The 18,215-nt window shown below is 61.6% G+C and carries 15 protein-coding genes; 5 read left to right on the top strand and 10 right to left on the bottom strand.

From position 1 onward, the window contains the following. Nucleotide 1: 1 nt before the first annotated feature. Complete coding sequence (locus ACVHNU_RS22555; RefSeq protein ID WP_473018330.1) at nucleotides 2-898, bottom strand: acyltransferase; 897 nt, start codon at nucleotides 896-898, stop codon at nucleotides 2-4. Between the two features lie 310 nt (nucleotides 899-1,208). On the opposite strand from ACVHNU_RS22555, the gene rloA2 reads away from it, so the two are divergent. The 4 genes from rloA2 to creD all read left to right on the top strand — a co-directional run bounded on the left by rloA2 (nucleotide 1,209) and on the right by creD (nucleotide 5,456). Further along, on the top strand, nucleotides 1,209-1,715 hold the full coding sequence (rloA2, locus tag ACVHNU_RS22550) for a retropepsin-like aspartic peptidase RloA2 (RefSeq protein ID WP_003228948.1): 507 nt from the start codon (nucleotides 1,209-1,211) through the stop codon (nucleotides 1,713-1,715). A gap of 68 nt (nucleotides 1,716-1,783) precedes the next feature. After that, a complete protein-coding gene (gene creB / locus ACVHNU_RS22545) occupies nucleotides 1,784-2,464 on the top strand; it encodes a two-component system response regulator CreB (RefSeq protein WP_103486457.1) in 681 nt (226 codons plus the stop codon). Beyond that, nucleotides 2,464-3,882, top strand: coding sequence for a two-component system sensor histidine kinase CreC (creC, locus tag ACVHNU_RS22540; protein WP_473018329.1), 1,419 nt, complete (start codon nucleotides 2,464-2,466; stop codon nucleotides 3,880-3,882). The genes creB and creC overlap by 1 nt, the downstream gene beginning before the upstream one ends. Before the next feature lie 203 nt (nucleotides 3,883-4,085). After that, nucleotides 4,086-5,456, top strand: coding sequence for a cell envelope integrity protein CreD (creD, locus tag ACVHNU_RS22535; protein WP_473018328.1), 1,371 nt, complete (start codon nucleotides 4,086-4,088; stop codon nucleotides 5,454-5,456). 172 nt (nucleotides 5,457-5,628) lie between these two features. On the opposite strand, the gene ACVHNU_RS22530 is transcribed toward creD, so the two are convergent. From ACVHNU_RS22530 to ACVHNU_RS22495, 8 genes are all read right to left on the bottom strand, one after another. Further along, nucleotides 5,629-6,258, bottom strand: coding sequence for a glutathione S-transferase (locus ACVHNU_RS22530; RefSeq protein ID WP_003228939.1), 630 nt, complete (start codon nucleotides 6,256-6,258; stop codon nucleotides 5,629-5,631). 193 nt (nucleotides 6,259-6,451) lie between these two features. Further along, nucleotides 6,452-6,631: a hypothetical protein gene (locus tag ACVHNU_RS22525; RefSeq protein WP_003228937.1), complete on the bottom strand. Its 180-nt coding sequence runs from the start codon at nucleotides 6,629-6,631 to the stop codon at nucleotides 6,452-6,454. Next, nucleotides 6,628-7,752 carry a PepSY-associated TM helix domain-containing protein gene (locus tag ACVHNU_RS22520; protein ID WP_473018327.1) on the bottom strand — a complete coding sequence of 375 codons (1,125 nt, stop codon included), beginning with the start codon at nucleotides 7,750-7,752 and terminating at the stop codon, nucleotides 6,628-6,630. The genes ACVHNU_RS22525 and ACVHNU_RS22520 overlap by 4 nt, the downstream gene beginning before the upstream one ends. A 75-nt stretch (nucleotides 7,753-7,827) precedes the next feature. Further along, nucleotides 7,828-10,254 (bottom strand): TonB-dependent siderophore receptor, encoded by a 2,427-nt coding sequence (locus tag ACVHNU_RS22515; protein ID WP_226500953.1) that lies wholly within the window; start codon nucleotides 10,252-10,254, stop codon nucleotides 7,828-7,830. Between the two features lie 246 nt (nucleotides 10,255-10,500). Next, on the bottom strand, nucleotides 10,501-11,472 hold the full coding sequence (locus ACVHNU_RS22510) for a FecR domain-containing protein (RefSeq protein WP_473018326.1): 972 nt from the start codon (nucleotides 11,470-11,472) through the stop codon (nucleotides 10,501-10,503). Further along, a complete protein-coding gene (locus ACVHNU_RS22505; protein WP_262143362.1) occupies nucleotides 11,469-11,987 on the bottom strand; it encodes an RNA polymerase sigma factor in 519 nt (172 codons plus the stop codon). Before ACVHNU_RS22505 ends, ACVHNU_RS22510 begins: the two co-directional genes overlap by 4 nt. Nucleotides 11,988-12,194: 207 nt before the next feature. Then, nucleotides 12,195-12,902: a 3'-5' exonuclease gene (locus ACVHNU_RS22500; RefSeq protein WP_338800166.1), complete on the bottom strand. Its 708-nt coding sequence runs from the start codon at nucleotides 12,900-12,902 to the stop codon at nucleotides 12,195-12,197. Beyond that, nucleotides 12,899-14,833: a DUF294 nucleotidyltransferase-like domain-containing protein gene (locus ACVHNU_RS22495; protein WP_473018325.1), complete on the bottom strand. Its 1,935-nt coding sequence runs from the start codon at nucleotides 14,831-14,833 to the stop codon at nucleotides 12,899-12,901. The genes ACVHNU_RS22500 and ACVHNU_RS22495 overlap by 4 nt, the downstream gene beginning before the upstream one ends. A gap of 259 nt (nucleotides 14,834-15,092) precedes the next feature. Here ACVHNU_RS22495 and ACVHNU_RS22490 point away from each other — a divergent pair, with 259 nt between their 5' ends. Further along, nucleotides 15,093-15,539 (top strand): response regulator, encoded by a 447-nt coding sequence (locus ACVHNU_RS22490; RefSeq protein ID WP_003228923.1) that lies wholly within the window; start codon nucleotides 15,093-15,095, stop codon nucleotides 15,537-15,539. A gap of 242 nt (nucleotides 15,540-15,781) precedes the next feature. Here the strand turns inward: ACVHNU_RS22490 and ACVHNU_RS22485 are convergent, their stop codons facing one another. Further along, nucleotides 15,782-17,959 (bottom strand): malate synthase G, encoded by a 2,178-nt coding sequence (locus tag ACVHNU_RS22485; protein ID WP_473018324.1) that lies wholly within the window; start codon nucleotides 17,957-17,959, stop codon nucleotides 15,782-15,784. Nucleotides 17,960-18,215 lie beyond the last annotated feature (256 nt).

Raw genomic sequence — 18,215 nt, 5'->3', positions numbered from 1 at the left:
TTCAGGCGCGCTCGTAGCGCTCGCCGCGCAGTTGGCTGATGCGTTGATCCTTCTCGGTCCAGAGCTGGTTGACCCAGTTCTGGACCTGCTGGCGAAACAGCGGATCATTCTCGTAATCGCCCTGCGACAGCGCCGGGTCGAGTTCGCGGGTCTGGATGTCGACGATCACCCGCGGCACGCTGCCGCTGATCAAATCCCAGAATCCCGGGATCTTCTGCTGTGGATAGACCACGGTCACGTCGAGCAGCGCGTCCAGCTGTTCGCCCATCGCCGCCAGAACAAATGCCACGCCACCCGCCTTGGGTTTGAGCAGGTGCTTGAACGGTGACTGCTGCTGCGCGCTTTTCGCCGCGGTGTAGCGAGTACCTTCCAGATAATTCACCACCGTTACCGGCTGGCGCTTGAACAGCTCGCAGGCCTGTCGGGTGATTTCCAGATCCTTGCCCGCCAGCTCCGGGTGCCTGGCGAGGAACGCCTTGCTGTAGCGCTTCATGAACGGGTAATCCAGCGCCCACCACGCCAGACCCAGGAACGGCACCCAGATCAGTTCTTTCTTGAGGAAGAACTTGAAGAACGGCGTGCGCCGGTTGAGGGTCTGGATCAACGCCGGAATGTCGACCCACGACTGGTGGTTGCTGACCACCAGATACGAGGTGTCACCACGCAGGTTGTCACCGCCGCGAATGTCCCATTGAGTGGGGATGCACAGGCGAAAGATCAGCTTGTCGATTTCCGCCCAGGTCTCGGCAATCCACATCACCGCCCACGAGGCGTAATCGCGCCAGCGCCCCGGCGCAATCAGTTTGAGCAGGGCAAAGACCAGCAACGGCCCGATCAGAATCAGGGTGTTGAGCAACAGCAGCAGGGTGACGAAACAGCCGGTGAGCAGGCGGCGCATAAGCAACTCTATGAAGGCGGATGGGCGCGCCATGATAAGTGGCTTCGGGTGAGAGGCCAAATCGATGGTGACGAATGTTTCACTTTTGGCTGGCTATGCTGGAGCTGATTACTGTGCTGGCAGGGCTGGCCTCTTCGCGAGCAAGCCCGCTCCCACAGTGGATCTTCAGTGTGCATGCCATCTTCAACAGAACCCCGATCCCCTGTGGGAGCGGGCTTGCTCGCGAAGGCGGATTCAGGGCGAACGAATTGCCCAATGGCTGTCTAAAATCTCGCGTCTGACGCCCTCATTTTCCAAGGAAGCCCTCTACGTGAAATCCCTCCTTGCACTGTTTGCCCTCGTCGCCCTGCCGGTCATGGCCGCCGAGCCGACCCTGTACGGGCGTTACGAATACATCGCGCTGCCGGAAATCGGTGGTGAGGTGCTCAAGGCCAAGATGGACACCGGCGCACTGACCGCTTCGCTGTCGGCCAAGGACATCGAGACCTTCACCCGTGATGGCGAAGACTGGGTGCGTTTTCGCCTCGCTACCAAGGATGCCGATAACAAGGTCTACGAGCACAAGGTCGCGCGGATCAGCAAGATCAAGAGTCGCTCCGACGAGGACGATGAAGAGCGCGACGTCACCGAAGTCGCCAAGCGTCCGGTGGTCGATCTGGAGCTGTGCCTGGGCAACGTCAAGCGCACCGTTGAGGTCAACCTGACCGACCGCAGTCACTTCAACTATCCCCTGCTGATCGGCGCCAAGGCCCTGCGCGAGTTCGGCGCGGCAGTGAACCCGGCACGGCGTTTCACCGCCGACAAGCCGGACTGCTAAGTGGTCTCATTGACGTAAGGTCAGGCTTGGGGCACCGTTCGCGCACTTAACCCATGGGCTCGGACGCCATGCCTCATATCCTGATTGTCGAAGACGAAGCGGCAATTGCCGACACGCTGATTTTTGCCCTGCAGGGCGAGGGGTTTGCCACCACGTGGCTGAGCCTCGGCGCGGCGGCACTGGAGCATCAACGGCAGACCCCGGCTGACTTGATTATTCTCGATATCGGCTTGCCGGACATCAGCGGTTTCGAAACCTGCAAACAGCTGCGGCGCTTCAGTGAAGTGCCGGTGCTGTTCCTCAGCGCCCGGGACGCCGAGATCGACCGGGTGGTGGGGCTGGAAATCGGCGCCGACGATTACGTGGTCAAGCCGTTCAGCCCGCGCGAGGTCGCCGCGCGGGTCCGGGCGATTCTCAAGCGCATGGCGCCGCGTCCCGTGGTTGAAGCCTCCTCGGCGCTGTTTCGCATCGATCCCGAGCGCGTGCAGATCGTCTACCGGGGCCAGCCGCTGAATCTGACCCGCCACGAATTCCGCCTGTTGCAATGCCTGCTTGAACAACCGCAGCGGGTGTTCAGCCGCGAGCAATTGCTCGACGCGCTGGGGGTTGCCGCCGACGCCGGCTACGAGCGCAGCATCGACAGCCACATCAAGAGCGTGCGCGCCAAACTGCGTCTGGTGCGGGCCGACGCCGAGCCGATCCAGACCCATCGCGGCCTCGGTTACAGCTACAGCCCGGGGCACAGCTGATGTCGCTGGGGCTGCGGATTTTTCTGGTGTATGTGCTGTTTGTCGGCCTGACCGGTTACTTCGTGCTCAACACGGTGATGGAAGAAATCCGCCCGGGTGTGCGCCAGTCCACCGAAGAAACCCTGGTCGACACCGCCAACCTGATGGCGGAAATTCTCCGTGATGATTTCAAGGCCGGCACGCTCAGCGAGAACCGCTGGCCCGAATTGCTGCGCGCCTACGGTGAGCGCCAGCCACAGGCGACGATCTGGGGCCTGGCGAAAAACCAGGTCAACCATCGCATCTACGTCACCGACGCCAAAGGCATCGTGGTGCTGGATTCCAGCGGGGTGGCGGTCGGGCAGGATTATTCGCGCTGGAACGACGTCTACCTGACCCTGCGCGGCGAATACGGCGCTCGCTCGACCCGCAGCGATCCGAACGACCCGGCGTCCTCGGTGATGCACGTCGGCGCGCCGATCCGCGACAACGGGCGGATCATCGGTGTGGTCACGGTGGCCAAGCCCAACAGCTCATTGCAGCCTTATGTCGATCGCACCGAGCGGCGCTTGCTGTTTTACGGTGCCGGGCTGATCGGCCTCGGCCTGCTGTTCGGCGCCTTGCTGTCGTGGTGGCTGAGCCGCGCGCTGCACCGTTTGACCGGGTACGCCAAAGCGGTGAGTGAAGGGCGCCGGGTTGAAGTGCCGCATTACCGTGGCGGCGAGCTGGAGCAACTGGCCACGGCGCTGGAGCAGATGCGCACCCAGCTCGAAGGCAAGGCTTACGTCGAACGCTACGTGCACACCCTGACCCATGAATTGAAAAGTCCGCTGGCAGCAATTCGTGGTGCGGCGGAATTGCTGCAGGGTGACATGCCAGCGATTCAGCGCCTGCGTTTTGTCGGCAATATCGACAGCGAAAGCGCGCGGATGCAGCAGTTGATCGAGCGCCTGTTGAACCTCGCGCAAGTCGAGCAGCGGCAGGGGCTTGAGGAGCGGGTGGCGGTGCCGCTGGCGGCGTTGGTTGATGAACTATTGCAGGCGCAGGCAGCGCGGATCGAAGGCCGGCGGCTCAAGGTCGAGCAGACGATTGCGTCGGATCTGTTGCTGATCGGCGAGCCGTTTCTGCTGCGTCAGGCGTTGGGCAATCTGCTGGAGAATGCGCTGGATTTCACCCCGATCGGCGGGTTGCTGCGTTTCAGTGCCGAGCGTGTTGGAGAGCAGGTCGAGTTGCGCTTGTTCAACGAAGCGGCGGCGATTCCCGAATACGCCTTGCCGCGGTTGAGTGAACGGTTTTACTCATTGCCGCGTCCGGACAGTGGGCGCAAGAGCACCGGTTTGGGGCTGAACTTCGTTGAGGAGGTGATGAAGTTGCATGGTGGCTCGATGCATATCCGCAATGTCGAGAGCGGTGTGGAAGTGATTTTGCGCCTGCCTTGAAACCGCGTCGCTGCCTTCGCGAGCAAGCCCGCTCCCACAGGGGGGGGTGTTGAAACACAGGTCTCTGTCACACCAAAGATCAACTGTGGGAGCGGGCTTGCTCGCGAAGGGGCCGGTGCAGTCTCCACACAATCTCCATATTCCCCCCACATTCCCCTCATACATCAACACCAGACTCTGCCCATCCAAACAGGGAGAGTCCTATGAACAAGAATCTGACCATAAAGCTCGGGGCGATTGCCCTGCTGATCCTGCTGTTGCTGATACCGCTGCTGATGATTGACGGCATCATCGATGACCGCCAGCAACGGCGCGATGGCGTGCTTGAAGACATTGCCCGCAGCTCCAGTAACAGCCAGCAACTGAGCGGGCCGGTGATGGTGGTGCCGTATCGCAAAGTGATTCACAACTGGAAGCTCAACGACAAAACCAACCAGCGCTACGACGAGCCAAGTGAAGAACGCGGTCGTCTGTATTTTTTGCCGGAGCGCTTCGAGCTCGATGGCCAGGTGCAGACCGAGTTGCGCAATCGCGGTATTTACGAAGCGCGATTGTTCCACGCCGACAACCGCATCAATGGGCATTTCTCGTTGCCGGCGCAGTTGGGGATCCAGGAAGATTTTGCCGACTACCAGTTCGATGCGCCGTTTCTGGCGGTGGGCATCAGCGATATTCGCGGCATCGAAAACGCGCTGAAACTGGAACTCGATGGTCAACGCCTGGATTTCGTACCCGGCACCCAGGTCGGCTGGCTCGGCGAAGGTGTACGGGTCACGCTGCCGGTGCTGGACACTCGCAACGCTACCGAGCTGACCTTCGGTTTCGACCTGCGTCTGCAAGGCACCGGTTCGTTGCAGGTGTTGCCGGTGGGCAAAAGCAGTCACGTCAGCCTTGCCGCCAACTGGCCGCATCCAAGCTTTGTCGGCAACTTCCTGCCGGGCAAACGCGAGATCAGCGATCAGGGTTTCAGCGCCGATTGGCAGACCACGTTCTTCTCCACCAACCTGCAAGAAGCCATGAGCCGTTGCGTGATGGGCAATGACTGCGAGGCGTTCAACGGGCGCAGCTTTGGTGTGAGCTTCATCGATCCGGTGGATCAGTACCTGAAGAGTGATAGGGCGATCAAATATGCGCTGTTGTTCATCGTCCTGACGTTCGCCGGTTTCTTCCTGTTCGAAGTGCTCAAGAGTCTGGCGGTGCACCCGGTGCAATACGCATTGGTCGGGGTGGCGCTGGCGTTCTTCTACCTGTTGCTGTTGTCGTTGTCGGAGCACATCGGCTTTGCTCTGGCGTATCTGCTGTCGGCCAGTGGCTGTGTGTTGTTGATCGGGTTTTATGTCTGCCACGTGCTGCACAGTGTGCGCCACGGCCTGAGTTTTTCCGCGGGATTGGCGGCGTTGTATGGCCTGCTGTATGGCTTGCTGAGCGCCGAGGATTACGCGTTGCTGATGGGCTCGCTGCTGTTGTTCGGCCTGCTCGGGGTGTTCATGGTGCTGACGCGCAAACTCGACTGGTACGGGATCGGGCAGAAACCGGCCAAGCCGCTGGAGTTTGATGTGGGGGGGATGCAATGAGTGGATTGCGAGAGGAGCAGCGGGAGGCAGAGGTGTTGGTGACGCTGATTGTTGCAGCACTGCCGCCGGAACCCAGGTGGTGCCATCGCGAGCAGGCTCACTCCTACAGGGGAATGCGGTCAACTGTAGGAGCGAGCCTGCTCGCGAAGGGGCCGGATCAGACGCCGCAGCCTTAAGGCTTGGGCATGGTGGCGACCATGGACGGTCGCTGGCTCACGTCGAAATACCAGTTGGCCAGTTGTGGATTGGCGCTGCGCCAGTCCAGATCCGGATGACGCAGATCGATGTAACCCAGTGCACAAGCGACGCTGATCGCCGCCACGTCGAAGTGGCTGGTCAGCTCGGCAATGGCGTCACTTTCCAGATAGGCCAGGGCGCGACGAATCTTGTCGCGCTGGGCGTCGAGCCATTCATCCCAGTGCTTTTCCGGGGCGCGCAGCACCAGTTCGTAACGCACCATCACCGAGGCGTCCATGATCCCGTCAGCCATCGACGCCAGGGTCAGACGCCGCCAGCGGGCCGCACCTTCGCGGGGGATCAGCGGATTGCCGACGTGCTGCTGGTCGAGGTATTCGAGAATCACGCGACTGTCATGAATCACGCTGCCGTCGGCCAGACGCAGGGCCGGAATCTTGCCCAGCGGGTTGTCGGCGTTGAGCGCCGGATCCGGGCTGACCGGGCTGAGGACGCAGTCTTGCAGAGCGACACGATCCTGCTGGCCGGTCTCGTGCAGCAGTACCATCACTTTGCGCACGAACGGGGAGAGCGTGTTGTGGAACAGGGTCATGCTGGGGGCGGACATTGGCAAACCTCGGTGGTCATCGAAGAGCAGGAGGTTAGCCTAGTCAGATACAGAGCGGCTGGCGAGGGATTTGCGGGTGCTCATGAGGCCGCCTTCGCGAGCAAGCCCGCTCCCACACTGGATCTGTTTCGTTCACAAATCCCCTGTGGGAGCGGGCTTGCTCGCGAAGAGGCCCTGTCAGGCAGCACAAAAATCACCCACGCGGCAGCAAGCCTCTTACGGCCAGAAACGCCGGCACACCCAGCCCGACCCAGCTCAACGCATCCCAGATTCCATCCCCCAACAACGCCGCGAACAGCCCCGCCGCACTCAGCAGCGCGATCACCAGCGGGGTGCTGAAGACTTTCCAGAAACTCGACTGACGCGGCTTCATGCAGCAGCCTCCGCCGTCACCGGTTTCGCCGCTTTACGCCGCACCACCCACAGGTACACGCCGCTGCCGAGCACGATGATGGTCAGCACGTCGAGGGTCGCCCAGAGGATTTTCATCGGCATGCCGCCGTAGTCGCCGAAGTGCAGCGGCTGTGACATGCCCATGGCGTCCATGTACCACGGGCGTTCACCGACGGCGGTGACTTGCAGGGTGCTGGCATCGATCAGTACCGGCGTCAGCAGGTGCGAGGTCAGGTGCGTGCCGCCCTTCATGAAGACTGAATAATGATGCTCGCTGGAAAACCGCGTGCCGGGGAAAGCGATGAAATCCGGGTTCATGCCCGGCGCCACGTCGCGGGCGATGTCCAGCAGGCGGGTGGCCGGGGCCAGTCGGGTCAGCGGCGGGGCATCGCGGTAGGGCGCGACCATGGCGGTCAGCGTGTCATTGCGCCACGCGGCGATGATCAGATCGGCGCAGGCGCTGATTACTCCGGTGACGCCGACCACCAAGGCCCAGGTCAGGGTGACGACGCCGATCAGGTTGTGCAGATCGAGCCAGCGCAGGCGGGTGGACTTGTCCTGACGCACGGTGCCGAACGGCAAGCGGCGCATGAATGGCAGATAAAGCACCGTCCCGGAAATGATCGCGACCACAAACAGCAGGCCCATGAATGCCAGCAGCAACTTGCCCGGCAACCCGGCGAACATGTCGACGTGCAGGCGCAGGATGAACAGCATCAGGCCGCCATTGGCCGACGGGGTTTCCAGCGCTTCACCGGTACGCGCATCGAGCATGAAGGTGTGCGAAGAGTTCGGTTCGGTGCCGGCGGTTTTCGCCATGATCGTCAGCACGGCGTTGGGCTCGTCGTCTTCGAAACCGAAGTACTGCACCACTTCACCGGGGCGATGTTTTTCTGCGGCGTCGACCAGTTGCGCCAGATTCAGGCGCGGCGTGTCGGCGGGCATCTCGCGCACTTGCGGCGCATCGCCGAGCAAATGCTCGATCTCGTGATGGAAAATCAGCGGCAGGCCGGTCAATGCCAACAGCAGCAGAAACACGGTGCAGATCAGGCTGGTCCAGGTGTGGATGAACGACCAGCGGCGGATGGTTTTACTTTTCATTTCGTGACCTTCAAAAACACCAAAGCCGTCCCCGCAGGGACGGCCTGATGACAGGACCGGTTGGCACTCAGTCGCTTACCACTTGTAGGTGGCGCTGGCGACGACGCTGCGCTGGTCGCCGTAGTAGCAGTAGAAGCCGTCGCAGGTGGAGATGTAGTCCTTGTCGAACAGGTTGGTGGCGTTGACGGCCAGCGACGCACCTTTGAGGCTGTTGTCCAGACGCCCGAGGTCGTAATGCACGGAGGCATCGAACACGGTGTAGGCATTGGCCTTGCCCAGCCAGGTGTTGCCCTGATCGCCATAGGTGTTGCCGGTGTAACGCACGCCACCGCCGATACCGAAGCCGTCAAGCACACCGCTGTGCCAGGTGTAATCAGTCCACAGCGAGGCTTGCTGGTTCGGCATCAGTTGCAGGCGGTTGCCTTTGTAGTCGCCTTTCTGCACTTCGGACTTGGCCAGGGTGTAGGCGGCAATCACTTTGAGGTTATCGGTGACGTCCGAGGTCGCCTCCAGTTCCAGGCCTTTGACTTTCACTTCGCCGGTCTGGCTGGTGATCGGGGTGTTGCCGACGGTGGTGGTGACCGCGACGTTTTTCTGCGTCAGGTCATACACGGCGGCGGTCAGCAGGGTTTTGCTGCCCGGTGGCTGGTACTTGACGCCCATTTCCCATTGCTTGCCTTCGGTCGGTTTCAGCGAACCGCTGGAGGAGGCGTCGGCGCCGGTGGTTGGCTGGAAGGATTCGGCGTAGGAAATGTACGGGACGAAGCCCGAGTCGAACACGTAGCTGAGCGCTGCGTTACCGCTGAAGTTCTTGTCGCGCTGGGTGTTGGTCGCGTCGGCCTTGTTGAAGAACGTGGTGCCGGTGTGGACCCAGTCTTCACGACCGCCCAGCGTCAGGCGCCATTGGTCGAGGGCCATCTGGTCCTGCACGTAAAGGCCGGTCTGGTAGGTCTTCTGGTCGTAGTCGTAATACGCCGTCGAGCGATCCGGACGAACGATCGGCTGGCCGTAGATCGGGTTCAGCACGTTGGTTTTCAGGCCGTCACCGTAGATCGACAGGTAGTTGGTGTTGCTGCGCTGGTGATCCAGCCCCAACAGCACGGTGTGGCGAATATCACCGGTGGCGAAGTCGGCCTGGAAGTTGTTGTCCACCGCGAACTGGCTGATGTCTTCGTCAACGCTGGTGCTGGTGCGCCCGACGTTACCTTGATCGTCCACCATGGTGTACGGGTAAGAACCGACGGTCAGGGCCTGGAACGACAGGTCCGACTTGGTGTAACGCAGGTTCTGCTTGAACTGCCAGACATCGTTCAGCCGGTGTTCGAAGGCATAACCGAGCGCGTAGTAAGTGCGGTCGTAGTATTCCCAATCCGGATCGCCGAGATTTTTGTGGTGCGAGACGCTACCGAACGGCATGTCGATCTTGGTGCCCTGCACCGGCAGGAACTGGCTGGTGATGCCGGTATCGTCGCGAGTGAACTGGCTCAGCAGGGTGAATTTGGTGTCGTCGTCGATGTTCCAGGTCAGGCTCGGCGCGATGTTGTAGCGCTTGTTGTCGATGTGGTCGATCTGGGTGCCGCTGTCACGCACCACGCCGCTGATGCCGTAGAGGAACTGGCCGGCGTCGTCGATCTTGCCGGTGCTGGCGAAGTTGATCTGACGGTGGTTGTCGCTGCCGTACTGCAACTGGATTTCGCTGCTGGCGTCGCTGCTCGGGCGTCGGCTGACCATGTCCAGCAGGCCGCCCGGCGGGGTCTGGCCGTAGACGGAAGAGGCCGGGCCACGCAGCAGGGCGAGACGGTCGAGGTTCCAGGTTTCCTGTTTCGGGTTGGCGTACACGCCTTTTGGCAGGGGCAGGCCGTCGAGGAACTGGGTCGGCTCGAAACCGCGCACGCGCAGCCAGTCGGCGCGCGTGTCGCTGCCGTAGCTGCTGGCGGTGATGCCCGGCATGTAGCGCACGGCGTCATCGAGGCTGTGCACGCTGCGGTCGTCCATCTGCTGACGGGTGGCGACCGAAATCGAGCGCGGTGCTTCGACCAGCGCGGTGTCGGTCTTGGTGCCGGCGGCAGTGCGGGTGGCGGTGTAGCCTTCGACCGGGCCCCAGGCGGTTTCCAGGTTTTCCACGCCGATGACTGCGGTTTCCGGCAGCGCCAGTGTCCCTTCCGGCACCGCCACCAGGGTGTAAGTGCCGGTGCTGCTTTGTTCCAGTTGCAGACCGGTGCCACGCAGGGCAGCGCGTAGCGCACCGGCGGCATCGTATTGGCCGCTGACCGGCGCGGAGGTCTTGCCCGCCGCCAGCGACGGATTCAGTGACAGCGCGAGGCCGCCCTGGCTGGCGATCTGGTTCAGGGTGGTCGACAGCGGCGCCGCCGGCAGGTTGTAGGCGCGGACGCTGGAGGCCTGTTCGGCGGCGAGCAGCGGGCTGCTGATCAGCGGCGCGCTGAGGGCGATGGCGACGGCCAGCAGACTGGGGCGCAGCAAGGTGTCTAGCGAACGGGACATGCGAAGGCTCCTGAATGGAAATATTTCTCAATTGCCTGTGTGCCGGACGAGAATTGAAAAGTGATAGGGCTGGATGAAAATAATTTCGATTGACTGAAAAGTGACCGAGACCCTGTGGCGAGGGAGCTTGCTCCCGCTAGAGCGCGAAGCGGTCCCTGCTGTCTTTCAGATAAATCGCACTTACTGATTGGACGACTGCTGCGCAGCCGAGCGGGAGCAAGCTCCCTCGCCACAGGTTGTGCCGCCTCAGGGTTTGTTATCAGCCTTCGCCACCGTGACCCAATACGGCGTGTGCTGCTCGATCTGCACCGGCAGGGTCGGCAGCAGGGCGCTCAGGGCCTTGTCGGTGTCGTGCAGCGGGAAGCTGCCGGTAATGCGCAGGTCAGCGACTTCCGGCGCCACGCCCAGATATCCGCGGCGATAACGAGCCAGTTCATGCACGAGGTCTGCGAGCCGCGCGTTGTCCACCACCAGCATGCCGCGGGTCCAGGCATCGGCGCCGGGCGTGAGCGCAGCGACTGTGTCGAGGCCGTCGTTGCGAATCAGCACTTGCTGGCCTTCGCGCAGGATCTGCTCTTCGGGGTGACTTTGTGGATGCGCCGCCACCGCCGATTGCAACACGCTCAGGCGCGTGCCTTGTTCCTCGCGCTTGACCAGAAACCGTGTGCCCAATGCGCGCATGCTGCCTTCGCGGGTTTCGACGATGAACGGCCGCGCATCGCCGTGACCGGTCTCGACCATGATCTCGCCTTCCTGCAACACGATCAGCCGCTGCCTGGCATCGAAACGCACATCCACCGCGCTGTGGGTGTTGAGGTTGAGCACGGTGCCATCGGCCAGGCGCACGGTACGCTGCTCGCCGGTGGCGGTGCGTTGATCGGCGAGCCAGTAATCCAGCGGCAAGTAGCGATCACCGGCAAACAACGCCAGACCGACGAGCGCCACCACGCTGGCCAATCCGCTGCCGAGCTTGCGCACGCGCCGCCGAATGCCTTCGCGCGATTGCAGCAGGGCCGCGCGGGCCGGGCCATTGGCGACGCTGAAGCGCTGATCGAGCATGCCCAACTGCCGCCAGGCGCGGGCGTGTTCTTCATTCGCGGCATGCCATTTGGCGAACTCCTCGCGCTCCAGCGGACTGCCGGAATCCAGCGACAACTGCCAGGCAATCGCCGCATCCAGCACCTGCGCGGAGACCGGTTTGGAGCTGGCCGGACTCATGTCGGCTCACCGTACAGGGCGATGTAGCACTGGCGGATGCCCTGCGCGAGGTACTGCCGCACACGGGGCACGGAGACGCCAAGCTTCTCGGCGATTTCAGCATGGCCGAGGCCGTCGAGGCGATTATAAAGGAAGGCGGCGCGGGCCTTGGTCGACAGCTTGCCGAGCAGGCGGTCGATAGCCTTGAGGTCTTCGAGGATCAGTTGCTGCTCTTCGACCGACGGTTGTTCGCCTTCGGGGATCAGCATCAGCTCGGCGAGGTAGGCCTGCTCCAGTGCGGCGCGGCGGAAGTAGTCGAACAGCAGGCCCTTGGCAATCGCCACCAGAAACGCCCGGGGTTCGCGCGGCGTCAGCAACTCATCGCGACTGAGCAGACGGACGAAGGTGTCCTGGCTCAGGTCTTCGGCCCGTTGCGGGCAAGCCACATTGCGCCGCAACCAACTCAGCAGCCAACCGCGATGGTCACGATACAACGCACCGACGAGTTCACTGTGAGGGCTTGGGACTGACGACACCAGACGCACCGATTGGGAAATGTTAACCAACGAGAATTGTTCGCGATTCTCGCAGAGGTGGGAATGGTTAGCAATTGGCCACTGGTCGGGTGGTATCAGCAGGACCGCGTCATCGTTCTTCGCGAGCAAGCCCGCTCCCACAGGGGGAATGCATTCCAGGGTGGGAGCGGGCTTGCTCGCGAAGGGGCCGGAGCAGGCGCCGAAAATCTACAAGGAAGGCGCCTGCTGACGACGTTTCCACTGACTCAAACGCTGCTGCAGGTTCAGCGGACTATGAATCTGCTGCTGTCGCGCGCGGCTGAACAGAATCAACGCCAGCTCTGCCGTGGCCAGCGCATCGGCACTCGCGTTGTGCCGCTCGAACACCTCAAGCCTGAACCAGTCGATCCATTCGTCCAGCCCGGCCTCGCGGATATTCGCCTGCGGACACAGCAGCGGCGCCATGTCCGCGACATCCAGAAACACATTCTGCAGCTTGTAACCCAGGTGTTCCCGCAGCGCGCGCCCAAGCATGTGCTGATCGAAGGGCGCATGAAACGCCAGCACCGGGCTGTCATCGATAAATTCCATAAGCTCCAGCAACGCCTCGGCCGGGTCGCTGCCGGCGGCAATCGCGTTCGGCCCCAGGCCATGGATCAACACGCTCGGGCTGAGCTTCAGCTCCCGACATTGCAGAGTGCGCTCGAACTGCTGACTGAAGTCGATCGCGCCGTCTTCGATGACCACCGCGCCGATCGACAGCACGCGATCCTTGTTCAGGTTCAGCCCGGTGGTTTCCAGATCGAGCACCACCCAGCGCTGTTCACGCAGGCTGCATTCTTTCAGTTCGCTGATCGCCGGCAGTTTTGCCAGACGTTGTTGCAGGTCTGCCGACAGCAGAGGGCTGGCCGGCCGCAGCCACGAGAACAGGCTCATAGCTGATACCGCAAGGCCAGGCTGCTTTGCAGGCGCTGCGCCTGGCGCAGGGATTCACGCAGGATGCGCCGGTCCAGATGATTGAGGCTGTCGGGGTCGACCCGGTTCGACCATGGCAGATTCTCACGCGTCTGGATCTGATGCTGCTGCATGCGTGTCTGCTGGATGAAATGGTAGGCCTCTTCATACGCAGCGCCGTCGAGACGTTCGATTACCTCTTTTTCAACCAGTTGGCGCAAGCGTTCGAGGGTGTTGTTGGTTTCGATGCCATTGGCCAGTGCCAACAGGCGTGCGCCGTCGACGAAGGGCGTCAGGCCCTGAACCTTGAGATCAAGGGTGGCTTTCTCGCCGTTTTTGCGCGCCAGCACAAACTCGCGGAAACGCCCTACGGGCGGGCGATTGCGCAGGGCGTTCTCGGCCAGCATGCGCTGGAACAAACGGTTGTCGCCGACCTGATCGAGAATCCCCCGGCGCAGTTGAGCGCAGCCTTTCTCGTCGCCCCAGACCACCCGCAGGTCGAAGTAAATGCTCGAACCGAGCAGGTTCTCCGGCGTCGCCTCGCGGATGAACGCCGCAAAGCGCCGCGCCCATTCTGCTCGCGACAGACACAGCTCTGGGTTGCCGGCCATGATGTTGCCCTTGCACAGACTGAAGCCGCACTGCGCCAGGCTCTGGTTGATCTGCTGGGCGATTGGCAGCAGCTTGCCACGAATCTCCGCCGCGTGTGCCGCGTCCCGCGCTTCGAACAGAATGCCGTTGTCCTGATCGGTGTGCAGCGTCTGTTCGCGCCGGCCTTCGCTGCCGAAGCACAGCCAACTGAACGGCACGCCGGGGTCGCCTTTTTCGGCGAGGGTCAGTTCGATCACCCGGCACACGGTGTGGTCGTTGAGCAGGGTGATGATGTGGGTGATCTGCGTCGAAGACGCACCGTGGGCGAGCATGCGTTCGACCAGTTGGCCGATCTCGCCGCGCAGGCTCACCAGTTGCTCGATGCGCTGGGCACTGCGGATGGTCCGGGCCAGGTGCACCAGATCGACCCGTTGCAGCGAGAACAGGTCGCGCTCGGAAACCACGCCACACAGACGCTGATCCTTGACCAGACAAACGTGGGCGATGTGCCGTTCGGTCATGGCAATCGCCGCGTCGAATGCGCTGTGATCCGGCGACAGAAAAAACGGCGAACAGGTCATGTGTCGCTCGATGGTTTCGCTGAAATCACCGCTGCCATTGGCGACCACTTCGCGCAGATCGCGCAGGGTGAAAATCCCCAGCGGCGTCTTGTGTTCATCCACCGCGACGATGCTGCCGACCTGTTGCTCGTGCATCCGCTTCACCGCTTCGCGCAGTGGCGTGTCCAGGCTGCAGGTCACCGGATGGCGCATCGCCAATTCGCCGAGGCGGGTGTTCAGCGAGTACTGGGTGCCGAGGGTTTCCACGGCTTTTTGCTGGACTTGCTGGTTGACCTGATCGAGCAGGCTGCTGACCCCGCGCAAAGCGAAATCACGGAAGCTGTTGGACAGGGCGAACAGTTTGATGAACGCCGGTTTGTTCAGTTGCAGGCAGAAGGTGTCTTCGCTGGCCAGATGCTCGGTGCGGGTCGCCCGTTCGCCAATCAGCGCGGCCAGCGGGAAGCATTCCCCGGTGGTGATCTCGAAGGTGGTTTCGGTGCCGGGCCGGGTGATGTGCTGGCGTTCGCCGACCACGCGACCCTGTTTGACGATGTAGAAATATTCGACCGGCCCGTCGGCGGGTTTGATGATGCTCTCGCCCTGGCCATAGAAACGCAGCTGACATTGTTCCACCAGATAAGCCAGGTGCGCGTGTTCCATCTGATTGAAGGGCGGGAAGCGCTGAAGGAATTGCAGGGTGCCCTGAATGTTCTGCAACACCGCGGTTTTCCCTGCCTGGGTGAAGGCGTCCGCTTTACTCATAACCATTACCGCAGTCTTTTTTGAATTGTTGTTGTCGGATCGTTGCAGCCATGGTCGGCCCCTGCGCGCGGGGTGCCCATTGGACGTAAGTCTAGGTTTGCGCTGCCGTTCGGCACATTTGGGAAGTGCCCTACAAAAACAGTCGGAAATTCTCCCACCAGCCTCTTGGAAAAAAATCCGACGAAGTGCACATTGAAGCTCTGCTTAGCGATGTCTGACGACTGTGCCAGGTGACTGAATTGAAAACGTAGAGAATCCCATGTCCGACCACGATATTTTGAGCGACGCCGAGCGTGAAGCGCTCAGTGCTGTAATGCTCGAACCCGATCTGCCGCCGCAGCGTGTACTGATCGTCGATGACGACAAGGACGCCCGGGAGCTTTTGTCGGAGATACTCGCGTTGGATGGCATTCATTGCATGACCGCCGCCAGCGGTGAAACCGCGCTGAAGATGCTCGCGGAAAAACCCTCGATTGGCTTGGTGATCACTGATCTGCGCATGGGCCACGTCGGTGGGCTGGATCTGATTCGGCAGGTGCGTGAGTCGGAGCGGGCGGCGTTGCCGATCATCATTGTTTCCGGCGATGCCGATGTGAAGGACGCGATTGCCGCGATGCACCTGAGCGTGGTGGATTTTCTGCTCAAGCCGATTGATACGGCGAAGTTGCTGGGGTTGGTCAAACACGAATTGGGCATTGATCCGTAATCGTGTTTAGCCGCTACCCTTGTGGCGAGGGAGCTTGCTCCCGCTGGGCTGCGAAGCGGCCCCAAACCCTGCATCCACATCAATCCTGACACATCGCATTCGCTGAATTTACGACGGCTGCGCCGCCGAGCGGGAGCAAGCTCCCTCGCCACAGGGATTACTGCCTGTTTGGGATTTCAGTCCAAACAAAAAAGCCCTGATCGCAAGATCAGGGCTTTTTCATGTCCGGCATTCAGCGCTAGTTACAGGCCGTTGGCCTTCTTGAACTCGCGACGACGACGGTGCAGTACCGGCTCGGTGTAGCCGTTCGGCTGTTTGGTGCCTTCGATCACCAGTTCGACCGCCGCCTGGAAGGCGATATTGCTGTCGAAGTTCGGTGCCAGCGGACGATACAGCGGGTCGTTCGCGTTCTGACGGTCGACCACCGGCGCCATGCGCTTGAGGCTTTCCATCACTTGCGCTTCGGTAACGATACCGTGGCGCAGCCAGTTGGCGATGTGCTGGCTGGAGATCCGCAGCGTTGCACGGTCTTCCATCAGGCCGACGTCATTGATGTCCGGCACCTTCGAACAACCTACGCCCTGGTCGATCCAGCGCACCACGTAACCGAGAATGCCCTGGGCGTTGTTGTCCAGTTCGTTCTTGATCTGCTCAGGCGTCCAGCTTGGGTTGACCGCCAGCGGAATGGTCAGGATGTCGTCCACCGAAGCACGGGCACGCTTGGCCAGTTCGGCCTGACGGGCGAACACGTCGACCTTGTGGTAATGCAGCGCGTGCAGCGCAGCCGCGGTCGGCGATGGCACCCAGGCGGTGTTGGCACCGGCCAGCGGGTGAGCGATTTTCTGTTCGAGCATCGCCGCCATCAGGTCGGGCATCGCCCACATGCCTTTACCGATTTGCGCACGACCCTGCAGGCCGGTGCTCAGACCGATATCGACGTTCCAGTTTTCGTAGGCGCCGATCCACTTCTCGGCCTTCATGTCGGCCTTGCGCACCATCGGGCCGGCTTCCATGGAGGTGTGGATTTCGTCGCCGGTACGGTCGAGGAAACCGGTGTTGATGAACACCACGCGCTCGCTGGCAGCCTTGATGCAGGCCTTGAGGTTGACCGTGGTGCGGCGCTCCTCGTCCATGATCCCGACTTTCAGGGTGTTGCGCTTGAGGCCCAGCACATCTTCGATGCGACCGAACAACTCGTTGGTGAACGCCGCTTCTTCCGGGCCGTGCATCTTCGGTTTGACGATGTAGACCGAGCCGGTGCGGGTGTTCTTGCGCGAGGTGTTGCCGTTGAGGTTGTGCATCGCCGCGAGGCACGTCACCAGACCGTCGAGGATGCCTTCCGGCACTTCGTTGCCGTCCTTGTCCAGGATCGCGTCTATGGTCATCAGGTGACCGACGTTACGCACGAACAGCAGCGAGCGACCGTGCAGGGTCAGTTCACTGCCATCGACCCTGGTGTAGGTGCGATCCGGGTTCATGGTGCGGGTGAAGGTCTGGCCGCCCTTGGCGACTTCTTCGGACAGGTCGCCCTTCATCAGGCCGAGCCAGTTGCGGTAGATCACCACTTTGTCGTCGGCATCGACGGCGGCCACGGAGTCTTCGCAGTCCATGATGGTGGTCAGTGCCGCTTCCATCAGGATGTCTTTGACGCCGGCGGCATCGGTCTGGCCGACCGGGGTGCTGGCGTCGATCTGGATTTCGAAATGCAGGCCGTGGTTCTTCAGCAGGATCGCGATCGGGGCATTGGCATCGCCCTGGAAGCCGATTAGCTGTGCATCGTTGCGCAGGCCGGTGTTGCTGCCGCCCTTGAGGGTGACCAGCAGTTTGCCGTCAACGATCTTGTAAGCCGTCGAATCGACGTGGGAACCGGCAGCCAGGGGCGCCGCTTCGTCGAGGAACGCACGGGCGAAGGCGATGACTTTATCGCCACGCACCTTGTTGTAGCCTTTGCCTTTTTCCGCGCCACCGTCTTCGCTGATCGCGTCGGTGCCATAGAGGGCGTCGTACAGCGAACCCCAGCGGGCGTTCGAGGCGTTGAGGGCAAAGCGGGCGTTCATCACCGGCACCACGAGTTGCGGGCCGGCGGTACGGGCGATTTCATCATCGACATTTTGCGTCGTTGCCTGGAAATCAGCCGCTTCTGGCAGCAGATAACCGATTTCTTGCAGGAAGGCTTTGTAAGCCACGGCGTCGTGCGCCTGGCCGGCATGTTCCTGGTGCCAGGCATCAAGGCGAGCCTGGAAGTCATCGCGTTTGGCGAGTAGGGCTTTGTTCTTCGGCGCCAGGTCATGAATGACCTTGTCGGCACCTTCCCAGAATTTTTCGGCGGTGAGGCCGGTACCGGGAATGGCTTCGTTGTTCACGAAGTCGAACAGGACTTTGGCGACCTGCAGGCCACCGACTTGAACGTGTTCAGTCATTGCTTGCCTCACTCTGCTCAGCTATTTCGCTTTTCAGCTCTTCAATTTGACAATGAAGCCTCTGGCCATTTAAACCACAAACCTTCCGACCAGTACATGCCATTGCTGGCGGCTGGGCTGGGACCAATCAACGGCTTGGGGGCCTTGCTGACGGGGCTTTCAAGGTTGCGAACGTGCCTTGGGCAGACATCGATCCAGCGTTATGTAGTGCGTGCCGAGGCATACTACATGATGCGTTGCGCTTGTGAAAATCAGA

The organism is Pseudomonas sp. Ors-4-3C (assembly GCF_055755035.1).
This window is presented reverse-complemented; position numbering and strand designations above follow the sequence as displayed.